Here is a 10,913-nt window from a genome sequence, read left to right on the forward strand (position 1 = left end):
GAGACCCCCGCCACCCGCAACAACCCCGTCACCGCCGCCGCCCCCACGACCACCACCGTGAACGGTGCCCTGCGCCACGCCAGCAGCCCGCCGGCCAGGACCCCGGCGGGCCGGGCCCACCCCGCGAACGTGTGGCCGGCCATGAGCGCCCCGGTGGCGAGCAGCGCGACCAGCAGGACGGTGGCGGCGGTGCTCAGCAACTCCTGTACGCGTGCGGGAAGTTCGACCCGGCCGTGCAGGGCGGGCCCGGCGAGCCGGAAGGCGTAGGTGCCGGCCGCGAGGGCCAGTACGGCGATGAGCTGCGGGTTCACGCGGACCTCCGGGCGAGCAGGAGCCCGGACAGCGCCAGCAGCACCGGCACCCCCGCGGGCAGGAACGGCGTGGCGAGGACGGCGACGAAGCCCCCGGCCGCCGCGGCGCGGCGTACGCCCCGTCCGTCGCGCAGCGCGGGCAGCACGAGGGCGAGCAGCACCGCGGGGAAGGCGGCGTCGAGCCCGAACCGGTCGGTGTCGCCGAGCGCGGACCCGGCGAGCGCGCCGACGAGGACGCTCACGTTCCACGCGGCGAACAGGCCGAGCCCCGAGATCCAGAAGGCGCGGCGCCGCGCGGCCGGATCCGTGCGGGCGAGGACGAACGCGGCGGTCTCGTCGGTGACGAGGTGCGCACCGGCCAGCCGGGCCGGCCAGGACCGCCCGAGCGCGTCGGCGACGGCCAGACTGAAGGCGGCGGTACGGGAGTTGAGCAGCAGCCCGGTCGCGGCGGCGGCCACCGGCCCGCCCCCGGCGGCGAACACTCCGACGGCACTGAACTGCGCGGATCCCGCGAACACCAGCAGCGACATCAGCACCGGCAGCCACACCGGAAGCCCGCCCGCGACCGCGACGGCCCCGAAGGACAGGCCCACGACGCCGTCGGCGAGACACACCAGGACGACATCGCGGAGCAGCCGGGGGTCGGAGGCGGCGGCCGCGGTCGCAGGCGGCTCGGGCTGCACGGACTGCTCGGGCCGCTCGGACTGCTCGGGCCGCTCGGGCCGCTCGGACTGCTCGGGCCCCGCAGGAAGTGTTCGCCCGTCCGGACCGGTCGTTCGCTGAACCGTACGCATAGGGGTAGCGTGAGCCGGAGCGGCACTGTTCGTCAAGTCGAACAATCGGTCCGCCCGGGCGAACGGGTCGGGGAGGGGCCCGGGCGCCGTAGAGTGAGGCCGCCATGACCGACGCCCCGCAGTCCAAGAGCCCGCTGCCCCTCGACCGCATCGCCGCGGCCCTGCGCCGCGAGCGCACCCGCGCCGGGCTCTCCCTGAGCGAGCTGGCCAAGCGTGCCGGTATCGCGAAGTCGACGCTGTCCCAGCTCGAGTCGGCGTCCGGCAAGCCCACGCTGGAGACGCTCTGGGCCCTCGCCGTCGCCCTCGACGTGCCGCCGAGCCTGCTCCTCGACCCGCCGCGCCCGACCGTCCAGGTCGTCCGCGCGGGGCAGGGCGTCACGGTCCCCGCCGAGCACGCCGACTACGCGGCGACCCTGCTCTCCGCCTGCCCGCCGGGCGCCCGCCGCGATCTGTACTGGCTCCAGGTCGAGCCCGGCACGCCGCGCGACTCCGACCCGCACAACGCCGGGACCGTGGAGCACCTGGTCGTCGCCACGGGCCGGGTCCTGGCCGGCCCCCGGGAGGCCCCCGTCGAGCTGTCGCCCGGTGACTGCATCACGTACCCCGGCGACCTCCCGCACACCTGCCGCGCGCTGGAGCCGGGGACGACCTGCGTGCTGCTCATGCAGTACGCGTAGCGGGCCGCGCCCGGCCGCGGCCCGACCCGGTCCGCCGGACGTCCGCACACAAAGGCAGGAGCCCCGCTGCCGTGAGGCGCGGGGCTCCTTGGGTACTGCGCTAGGTTCCGGATCAGGTCACGGCGTCAGGACGCCGTGCGATCGCGAACGATCAGGCGGGGGTGACGTTCTCCGCCTGGGGGCCCTTCGGGCCCTGCGTCACGTCAAAGGTCACGGCCTGGTTCTCCTCGAGGGAGCGGAAGCCGTTCGCGTTGATCGCGGAGTAGTGGACGAAGACGTCCGGACCGCCGCCCTCCTGGGCGATGAAGCCGAAGCCCTTTTCAGCGTTGAACCACTTCACGGTTCCGGTAGCCATAAGCCCTCCTATGGGCCAAAGGGTCGCCCTGCTCCAGAACCTGCAAATGCGCTTGCGAACAACTGCAAAAGTCTGAAAACGACGAGAGCCCGCGGTTACATGCTCCGCAGGCTCTGTACTGCAAGGGAAACCAAACTGCAACTTGCGGCGAGCCTAGCACGCAGACAGCCGAAAGCAATAGAGGGCAAGATCACTTCACCCGTAGGTTTGACCGTGCCCTCCACGGGATTGACCGGTGCCGCTCAAGGCCGACCACGCGGCTCACGGACCGCAATGTCGGCAACGCCCGGACAGCGCACCGTATCGCACGCCTTCCGGCCCCCGCCGCCACGCCCCTGAGCTGCGCGCGGCGGCGCCCGGCACGGCCGGACGACCGGAGCGCGGGGGCAGGGTCTAGCCTCGCGATGTGGACAATTCTCCCGAGACTCAGCATGAGACCCAGCACGAGAACCTCGCGGCCGCGCGGCGCACCCGCCCGCGCGTCGGCCACATCCAGTTCTTGAACTGCATGCCCCTGTACTGGGGCCTCGCCCGCACGGGCTCCCTGCTCGACTTCGAGCTGACCAAGGACACCCCCGAGAAGCTCAGTGAGCAGCTGGTGGACGGGCGGCTCGACATCGGCCCGATCACCCTCGTCGAGTTCCTGAAGGCCGCCGACGACCTCGTCGCCTTCCCCGACCTGGCCGTCGGCTGCGACGGTCCCGTCATGTCCTGCGTGATCGTGTCGCAGGTGCCGCTCGACCGGCTGGACGGCCGGCGCGTCGCGCTCGGCTCCACGTCGCGCACCTCGGTGCGGCTCGCGCAGCTGCTGCTCGAGGAGAAGATCGGCGTCCGGCCCGAGTACTACTCGTGCCCGCCCGACCTGGGCCTGATGATGCAGGACGCCGAGGCGGCCGTGCTCATCGGCGACGCCGCGCTGCGCGCCAACCTGCACGACGCCCCGCGGCTCGGCCTCCAGGTGCACGACCTGGGCGCCATGTGGAAGGAGTGGACGGGCCTGCCGTTCGTCTTCGCCGTCTGGGCCGCGCGCAGGGAGTACGCGCAGCGCGAGCCGGAGATCACACGGCAGGTGCACGAGGCGTTCCTGTCCTCGCGCGACCTGTCGCTCGTGGAGGTCGCGAAGGTGGCCGAGCAGGCCGCCCGCTGGGAGGTCTTCGGGGAGTCCGTCCTCGAGGAGTACTTCACGACGCTCGACTTCCGGTTCGGCCCCGCACAGCTGGAAGGCGTCACCGAGTTCGCGCGCCGGGTCGGACCGACCACGGGATTTCCCGCGGACGTGAACGTGGAACTCCTCGCGCCCTGACGCATGCCGGTCCGGCCGATTCGACGGCCCCCTCTCCCGGGGGCCGTACCGGCACGTCCGCGCAAATTCGGTGAATACCGAAACGGATATCCGCGGGTTCCGGGTGAAATCCCGGTGAACGCCCGCGCGGGAGGAACGCCGGGAGGAACGCGGGCGGAACGCGGTCTCACATCGTGAGCGATCCGGGCCCGGGACTCTGGTCACGCGTTTACATGCGCGTAACACTTACCCCTGTCCCGCATGCGGCAACGGCGCCGCAGGCTCATCAGTGGACCGGACCCGAGCGAGCCGCACACCCGTGGCGGATCCGGTGACAGCCGTGCCAGAAAGGTCTTCTGTGACGACGCGATCCGAGACACAGACCCTGCTCGACGAGCTCCTCGCCGAGATCGAACACCGCAACCCCGCCCAGCCCGAGTTCCACCAGGCGGCCCACGAGGTCCTGGAGTCGCTCGCGCCGGTGCTCGCCGCCCGCCCCGAGTACGCGAACGCCGGACTGGTCGAGCGGCTCTGCGAGCCCGAGCGGCAGGTCATCTTCCGGGTGCCGTGGCAGGACGACCGCGGCCGCGTGCACGTCAACCGCGGGTTCCGCGTCGAGTTCAACAGCGCCCTCGGCCCCTACAAGGGCGGCCTGCGCTTCCACCCCTCCGTGAACCTCGGCGTCATCAAGTTCCTCGGCTTCGAGCAGATCTTCAAGAACGCCCTGACCGGTCTCGGCATCGGCGGCGGCAAGGGCGGCAGCGACTTCGACCCGCACGGGCGCAGCGACGCCGAGGTCATGCGGTTCTGCCAGTCCTTCATGACGGAGCTCCACCGGCACATCGGTGAGCACACGGACGTGCCCGCCGGTGACATCGGCGTCGGGGGCCGCGAGATCGGCTACCTCTTCGGCCAGTACCGGCGCATCACGAACCGCTGGGAGGCCGGCGTCCTGACCGGCAAGGGCACCGGCTGGGGCGGCTCGCTCATCCGGCCGGAGGCGACCGGCTACGGCAACGTCCTGTTCGCCGCCGCCATGCTGCGCGAGCGCGGCGAGGACCTGGAGGGCCAGACCGCGGTCGTCTCCGGCTCGGGCAACGTCGCGATCTACACGATCGAGAAGCTCGCCGCGCTCGGCGCCAACGCGATCACCTGCTCCGACTCGTCCGGCTACGTCGTCGACGAGAAGGGCATCGACGTCGCGCTGCTCAAGCAGGTCAAGGAGGTCGAGCGGCTGCGCGTCGACGTGTACGCCGAGCGCCGGGGCGCCTCGGCGCGGTTCGTGCCCGGGGGCAGCGTCTGGGAGGTCCCGGCGGACCTCGCGCTGCCGTCCGCGACCCAGAACGAGCTGGACGAGACCGCCGCGGCGGCCCTCGTGCGCAACGGCGTGAAGGCCGTCTCGGAGGGCGCCAACATGCCGGCGACCCCCGAGGCCGTCCACCTGTTCCGGCGGGCGGGCATCGCCTTCGGCCCGGGCAAGGCGGCCAACGCGGGCGGCGTCGCGGTCAGCGCGCTCGAGATGGCGCAGAACCACGCCCGCACGTCCTGGACCGCCGAGCGCGTCGAGGACGAGCTGGCGCAGATCATGAACGGCATCCACGACACCTGCCACGAGACCGCCGAGCGCTACGGTGCCCCCGGCGACTACGTGACCGGCGCGAACATCGCGGGCTTCGAGCGCGTCGCCGACGCGATGCTGGCCCAGGGAGTCATCTGATCCGGGGCGGATAGGCTCGTCCGCAGGAGCGTGCAGGCTGACGGGGGAGGTCATCATGCAGCCGCTGGAGGCGGACGAGCCCACGACCGTGGGGCCCTACCGGCTGCTCGGCCGGCTCGGGCACGGCGGCATGGGCCGGGTGTACCTGGGCCGCAGCGCCGGCGGGCGCACGGTCGCCGTGAAGGTCGTGCACCCGCACTTCGCGCTCGACGAGGAGTTCCGGGCGCGGTTCCGCCGCGAGGTGGACGCCGCGCGCCGGGTCGGCGGGGCCTGGACGGCGCCGGTCCTGGACGCGGATCCCGAGGCCCGGGTGCCGTGGGTGGCGACGGGCTACGTGGCCGGACCCTCGCTCGCGCAGGCCGCGGGGGAGGGCCGGGCCCTGCCCGCGCACTCGGTACGGGTGCTGGGCGCCGGTCTCGCGGAGGCGCTGGCGGCGGTGCACGGGCTCGGACTCGTGCACCGCGACGTGAAGCCGTCGAACGTGCTCCTGACGGTCGACGGCCCGCGGCTGATCGACTTCGGGATCGCGCGCGCCACGGACGGCACCGCGTCGATCACCAACACCGGCGTCTCCATCGGCTCGCCCGGCTACATGGCGCCCGAGCAGATCCTCGGCAAGGGCGTCACCGGCGCCGCCGACGTCTTCTCGCTGGGCGCGGTCCTCGTCTACGCGGCGACGGGGCACTCCCCCTTCCCGGGTGACTCGTCGGCCGCGCTGCTCTACAAGGTCGTCCACGAGGAACCCGAACTGGACGCCCTGGACGGCGACCTGCGCGAGATCGCTGCGGCCTGCCTGGCCAAGGACTCGGCCGGCCGGCCCACCCCGGACGAGGTCGCGCGGTCCCTCGCCCCCGAGGGCGCGGCCCGGCTCGTCGCCGCGGGCTGGCTGCCGGGCGCCCTGGTCGAGCAGGTGTCGCGCAGCGCCGTACAGCTCCTGGACCTGGACACGGCCGCACCGGCCGGCGCGGCCGATCCGGCCTCGGGCCCGGTCGGCTTCAGCAGTCCCTCCGTGACGGGGGGCGGGGCGCCGGCCGGGGTGTTCGGCCCGCCGGACCCGTCCTACGCCTCGCAGTCCCTCGTGCCCGAACCGCGCGCGGCGAGCACGACAGGTCCCGAGGGAACGACGGGCCCTGCGGGCACGGCGGGTCCCGCGGGAACGGCGGGTACGCCGGGCACGGACGCGAGGCCGGGCCGGCTCTCCGTCTCCGTGTCGGCCACCTCGGGACCGACCACGGCCGACGGCCGGGGCCGCCGGATCAGCTGCTCGGTGGCGCTCGCCGTGGCTGGGGCGATGGCGGCGGTCACGATCGGCGGCGCCGTCTACCTCAACACCAGGCCGGACGCGGGCGGCGGCAGCGACGCGGGCGCCCGGCCCCCCACGGCGACCTCCGCCCCCTCCGAGGCCGAGCCGACACCGGCCGGCACGGTGCCCGCCTTCTACGTGGGCACCTGGGAGGGCAAGGCCACCGCGACGACGGGCCTGGGCGACGTGCAGTTCGACACCTACCGGGTCGAGATCCGCAAGGCCGCGCCCGGCGAGCGGCTCGGCACGGTGACCTCCACCGACCCGCTCGGCGTCACCTGCGTCGACGTCCTCACCCTCGAGTCGGCCTCACCGACCGGGCTCGTCGCCTCCGGCAAGGCGTCCCCGGACAACGGCGGCACCTGCGCGAAGGGCGGCCACACGGTCCGCCTCAAGCGGTCCGGCACGGGGATCAAGTACAGCGCCGACTACCCGCAGGCGGGCAACCCGCGCGCCGACCTGACCCGCCTGAAGCGGCCCTGACGTGCAGGACGAGACCGTCACGCGGCTCACGGTGCTGCTCGCCGTCCTGTGGGGCGCCGGCGCGGGCGCCCTGCTGCCGCGCGCCGCGTACCGGCTGTCGGTCGAGCCCGAGGAACCCTGGCGGAGCGCCGGCCCGGACGGCCGGACACTGCGCGGCTGGCTCGGCGCCCGGCCCGGCCCCAGCGCCCCGGTGCTCGCCGCCCTGTCCGCCGCCTGCTGCGCGCTGCTCGCCGGCGCCACCGGGAGCCGGCCCGAGCTGGCCGCCTGGCTGCTGCTCGCGCCGCTCGCCGTGCTGCTCGCCACCGTCGACTTCGCGGTGCACCGGCTGCCGGACGTCCTCACCTACCCGCTCGCCGTCCTCGCGCTGCTCGCGCTCGGCGGGGCCGCGGCCCTGCCCGACCCGGGCGGCACCTGGACCGGTGCGCTGCTCGGCGCGCTCGCGCTCGGCGGCGGCTATCTGCTGCTCCTGCTCGCCTACCCCCCGGGCATGGGCTTCGGAGACGTGAAGCTGGCGCTCGGCCTCGGGGCGGCGCTCGGCTGGTACGGGTGGGGCGTGCTGTTCCTCGGCGCGTTCGCCGGGGTCCTCCTCAACTCCCTGTACGCCCTCGTGCTCGTCGTCACCCGGCGCGCGGGCCGCAGGACCGAGATCCCGTTCGGGCCGTTCATGATCCTGGGCGCCTACGCGGGGGTTCTGCTGGGTGCCCTGGCCGCCTGACGTACGCTGAGTTTTCAGCTCAGCCGCGGCGCACCCGCGCCGCGGCGCACACTCCGAAAGGGGCCCGCCCGGTGACCGAGAAGGCCGCGCTGCCGTCCATGATGGCCGTCCTCGACCGCGCCGCCGCCGGTGGGCGCATCACCCCCGAAGAGGCCGTCACGCTGTACCGCGACGCCCCGCTGCACGCGCTGGGCGCCGCCGCCGACGCGATCCGCCGCCGTAAGTACGCGGGCATCGAGCACATCGCGACGTACATCATCGAGCGGAACATCAACTACACGAACGTGTGCGTGACGGCGTGCAAGTTCTGCGCCTTCTACGCCGCCCCGAAGGACACCAAGAAGGGCTGGTCCCGCGACCTCGACGACATCCTGCGCCGGTGCGCGGAGACGATCGAGCTGGGCGGCACCCAGATCATGTTCCAGGGCGGCCACCACCCCGACTACGGCGTGGAGTACTACGAGGAGCACTTCTCCGCGATCAAGAAGGCCTACCCCGAGCTCGTCATCCACAGCCTGGGGGCGAGCGAGGTCGAGCACATGGCCCGCATCTCCAAGGTCAGCGTCGAGGAGGCGATCCAGCGGATCCACGCCGCCGGCCTCGACTCCTTCGCGGGCGCCGGCGCCGAGCTGCTGCCCGAGCGGCCGCGCAAGGCGATCGCCCCGCTGAAGGAGTCCGGCGAGCGCTGGCTGGAGATCATGGAGGCCGCGCACAACCTGGGCGTCGAGTCCACCTCCACGATGCTCATGGGCACCGGCGAGACCAACGCCGAGCGCATCGAGCACCTCCGCATGATCCGCGACGTGCAGGACCGGACCGGAGGCTTCCGCGCCTTCATCCCGTACACGTACCAGCCGGAGAACAACCACCTCAAGGGCCGCACGCAGGCCACGCTCTTCGAGTACCTGCGGATGATCGCCATCGCCCGGATCTTCCTGGACAACGTCCAGCACATCCAGGGCTCCTGGCTGACCACGGGCAAGGAGGTCGGCCAGCTGTCGCTGCACTACGGCGCCGACGACCTCGGCTCGATCATGCTGGAGGAGAACGTCGTCTCCTCGGCCGGTGCCAAGCACCGCTCGAACCGCATGGAGATCATCGAGCTCATCCGCAGGGCCGGCCGCGTCCCCGCGCAGCGCGCCACGACGTACGAGCACCTCGTCGTGCACGACGACCCGGCGAACGACCCGGTCGACGACCGCGTCTCCTCGCACATCTCGTCCGTCGCCATCGAGGGCGGCACCGCCCACCCCGAGCTGAAGCTCGTCTCCGCCGACCAGTGAGCACGCTGCACGTCTGCGCGGCCGACGGCGCGGCCGTCCTCGTCGAGGGCGAGCGGATCGCCGCGCTCGGCACCCGCGAGGAGCTGACCGCCGCGCACCCCGGCGCACGGGTGCGGGAGTGGCCCGGCATCCTCACGTCCGGGCTGCTCAACCCGTACGGGCCCGAGATCCTCGAGGGCACCTACCACCCCGATCCGCGCGAGGCGGACATGTACGGGACGGTGCCGATCGGGGGCGAGCGGGCCCGGGAGATCTTCCGCGCGGATCCGTCCCGGATCGGGGCGAGTGCGCGGCGCGGGGTGCAGCGGCTGTTCGCGCACGGCACGGTGGCCGTCGCCGGGGAGCTGCGGGTGCGGGCCGTCCTCGAGGTGGCGCAGCGTTCCGGGCTGGCCTTCGCGGCCCGCCCGGACCGGCTGCCCGGGCCCGTCTCGCTCTCCCCGCGCCCGCTGGTCCTGCTGCCCGCGCCGACGGTCGGCGGCCCGGCCCGTTTCGCCGTCTTCGACGTCCCCGACCGCGCGGGGCTGGTGGCGCAGGGGGCGGGGACGTGCGTGGCGACGGTCGTGGCGGGGCGGCTGGTGTACCGGGGGCGTTGACGGGCCCTCGTCCGCGGGAGACGCCCCGCCGGAGCCGCACTCGGGATCAGCCGGTGGTGATCACGAGGCAGTCCCGCACCTCGGCCCGTACGTCGGCCCGTGCCTCGGCCCGGAACTCGCCGTCGCTCGTGCCTTTGGCCCCGTCGGCGAACGTCCGAGCCGGCGTGGGCGACGGCTCGGGGCACGCTTCCGGAAGCCGGACCGGGGTCGGGGACGGCGGCGCCGAGCGCTCGGGTCCGGCCCCGTCCGTGGGGGCGACGCCGCCCCCGAGCCACCACGTCCCCCCGAGCCCCCCGACGACCAGCACGGCCCAGCCCCACACGAGGACCCGCACCCCTGCGCGTACCGCCAACTTCCCCACCCCTGAGATCGCTCCGGCAGTGCACAGCATCCCAGAAGGGTCCCGGTCCGCCGTCCGCGAGACCCGTGCTGCCACAATGGCGAGGTGACGCGCGCATCCTTGGACAAGCAGCCCCACGAAGTCGCCTCCATGTTCGACGACGTGGCGGAGAAGTACGACCTCACCAACGACGTGCTGTCCCTGGGACAGGCGCGGCTGTGGCGCAAGGAGGTCGCGAAGGCCGTCGACGCCCGCCCGGCGCAGAAGGTCCTCGACCTCGCCGCCGGCACGGCCACGTCCTCGCAGCCGTTCGTGCGGGCCGGTGCCTACGTCGTGCCGTGCGACTTCTCGCTCGGCATGCTCCGGGTCGGCAAGCAGCGGCACCCCTGGATGCCGTTCACCGCGGGCGACGGCACGCGGCTGCCCTTCAAGAACGACACGTTCGACGCCGTGACGATCTCCTTCGGGCTGCGCAACATCCAGGACACCGACCAGGCGCTGCGCGAGCTGTACCGGGTCACCAAGCCCGGCGGCCGCGTCGTCATCTGCGAGTTCAGCCACCCCACCTGGGCGCCGTTCCGCACGGTGTACACCGAGTACCTGATGCGCGCCCTGCCGCCCACCGCGCGCGCCGTCTCCTCCAACCCCGAGGCGTACGTGTACCTCGCCGAGTCGATCCGCGCCTGGCCCACCCAGCCGGAGCTCGCCGCCCGGCTCCAGGGCGCGGGCTGGCAGAAGGTGGCCTGGCGGAACCTGACCGGGGGCGTCGTCGCGCTGCACCGCGGCATCAAGTAAGTCACGGCTCCTGTATTGCCGTTGGACGGGAACCGGCCGACGGGAAAGATGTGTCCGTTGATTACGCGGTGACGCCCGGTGACGGGACGTCACCCGATCGTCCCCGGATCATCACGGAGCATCCCGATGGCGTCGCACTGCCCGCACTGTGGAGCCGAGGCTCCTGAAGAGGCCCGCTTCTGCATGAGATGCGGGCGCGAACGTTCCTCCCCGCAGGGCGACTCCGGCGCGGCCCCGCCACCGCCCGCCGCACCGCCCGCGGCCC

The 10,913-nt window shown here is 73.4% G+C and carries 13 protein-coding genes; 9 read left to right on the forward strand and 4 right to left on the reverse strand.

Annotated elements, in window-relative coordinates:
- Positions 1–311, reverse strand: a 311-nt coding sequence (locus GTW43_RS37180; RefSeq protein WP_161306372.1) for an AzlD domain-containing protein, incomplete at its 3' end; no start/stop codon positions are given.
- A complete protein-coding gene (locus GTW43_RS37185; protein WP_202502416.1) occupies positions 308–1,105 on the reverse strand; it encodes an AzlC family ABC transporter permease in 798 nt (265 codons plus the stop codon). The genes GTW43_RS37180 and GTW43_RS37185, both read right to left, overlap by 4 nt.
- A gap of 104 nt (positions 1,106–1,209) precedes the next feature.
- Between GTW43_RS37185 and GTW43_RS37190 the strand changes: the two genes are divergently transcribed.
- On the forward strand, positions 1,210–1,782 hold the full coding sequence (locus GTW43_RS37190; RefSeq protein WP_161306373.1) for an XRE family transcriptional regulator: 573 nt from the start codon (positions 1,210–1,212) through the stop codon (positions 1,780–1,782).
- Between the two features lie 151 nt (positions 1,783–1,933).
- Here the strand turns inward: GTW43_RS37190 and GTW43_RS37195 are convergent, their stop codons facing one another.
- Positions 1,934–2,137, reverse strand: coding sequence for a cold-shock protein (locus GTW43_RS37195; RefSeq protein ID WP_003948780.1), 204 nt, complete (start codon positions 2,135–2,137; stop codon positions 1,934–1,936).
- Positions 2,138–2,543: 406 nt separating this feature from the next.
- Here GTW43_RS37195 and GTW43_RS37200 point away from each other — a divergent pair, with 406 nt between their 5' ends.
- From GTW43_RS37200 to GTW43_RS37225, 6 genes are all read left to right on the forward strand, one after another.
- A complete protein-coding gene (locus tag GTW43_RS37200; RefSeq protein ID WP_161306374.1) occupies positions 2,544–3,440 on the forward strand; it encodes a menaquinone biosynthesis protein in 897 nt (298 codons plus the stop codon).
- Between the two features lie 337 nt (positions 3,441–3,777).
- The gene (gene gdhA / locus GTW43_RS37205; protein WP_161306375.1) at positions 3,778–5,136 is read left to right on the forward strand and encodes an NADP-specific glutamate dehydrogenase; all 1,359 of its coding nucleotides are present in this window, start codon (positions 3,778–3,780) and stop codon (positions 5,134–5,136) included.
- Between the two features lie 55 nt (positions 5,137–5,191).
- Positions 5,192–6,922 carry a serine/threonine-protein kinase gene (locus GTW43_RS37210; protein WP_161306376.1) on the forward strand — a complete coding sequence of 577 codons (1,731 nt, stop codon included), beginning with the start codon at positions 5,192–5,194 and terminating at the stop codon, positions 6,920–6,922.
- 1 nt (position 6,923) lies between these two features.
- Positions 6,924–7,637 carry an A24 family peptidase gene (locus GTW43_RS37215; RefSeq protein ID WP_161306377.1) on the forward strand — a complete coding sequence of 238 codons (714 nt, stop codon included), beginning with the start codon at positions 6,924–6,926 and terminating at the stop codon, positions 7,635–7,637.
- Positions 7,638–7,708: 71 nt separating this feature from the next.
- Positions 7,709–8,920 (forward strand): cyclic dehypoxanthinyl futalosine synthase, encoded by a 1,212-nt coding sequence (gene mqnC / locus GTW43_RS37220; RefSeq protein ID WP_161306378.1) that lies wholly within the window; start codon positions 7,709–7,711, stop codon positions 8,918–8,920.
- Complete coding sequence (locus tag GTW43_RS37225; protein WP_161306379.1) at positions 8,917–9,513, forward strand: hypothetical protein; 597 nt, start codon at positions 8,917–8,919, stop codon at positions 9,511–9,513. The genes mqnC and GTW43_RS37225 overlap by 4 nt, the downstream gene beginning before the upstream one ends.
- A 46-nt stretch (positions 9,514–9,559) precedes the next feature.
- Here the strand turns inward: GTW43_RS37225 and GTW43_RS37230 are convergent, their stop codons facing one another.
- Positions 9,560–9,865: a hypothetical protein gene (locus GTW43_RS37230; protein WP_161306380.1), complete on the reverse strand. Its 306-nt coding sequence runs from the start codon at positions 9,863–9,865 to the stop codon at positions 9,560–9,562.
- Positions 9,866–9,958: 93 nt separating this feature from the next.
- Between GTW43_RS37230 and GTW43_RS37235 the strand changes: the two genes are divergently transcribed.
- Both GTW43_RS37235 and GTW43_RS37240 read left to right on the forward strand, forming a co-directional pair.
- Positions 9,959–10,648 (forward strand): demethylmenaquinone methyltransferase, encoded by a 690-nt coding sequence (locus tag GTW43_RS37235; RefSeq protein WP_161306381.1) that lies wholly within the window; start codon positions 9,959–9,961, stop codon positions 10,646–10,648.
- Between the two features lie 126 nt (positions 10,649–10,774).
- Positions 10,775–10,913 (forward strand): zinc-ribbon domain-containing protein (locus GTW43_RS37240; RefSeq protein WP_161306382.1); only part of this gene is annotated, 139 nt, incomplete at its 3' end.

It is taken from the genome of Streptomyces sp. SID5785 (assembly GCF_009870065.1).
Taxonomy (GTDB): Bacteria; Actinomycetota; Actinomycetes; order Streptomycetales; family Streptomycetaceae; genus Streptomyces.

Excerpts from the sequence above, each read along its gene's own strand:
- GTW43_RS37190 (WP_161306373.1), top strand. The coding sequence starts at position 1,210 with ATGACCGACGCCCCGCAGTCCAAGAGCCCGCTGCCCCTCGACCGCATC.
- GTW43_RS37195 (WP_003948780.1), bottom strand. The coding sequence starts at position 2,137 with ATGGCTACCGGAACCGTGAAGTGGTTCAACGCTGAAAAGGGCTTCGGC.
- GTW43_RS37185 (WP_202502416.1), bottom strand. The coding sequence starts at position 1,105 with ATGCGTACGGTTCAGCGAACGACCGGTCCGGACGGGCGAACACTTCCT.
- GTW43_RS37210 (WP_161306376.1), top strand. The coding sequence starts at position 5,192 with ATGCAGCCGCTGGAGGCGGACGAGCCCACGACCGTGGGGCCCTACCGG.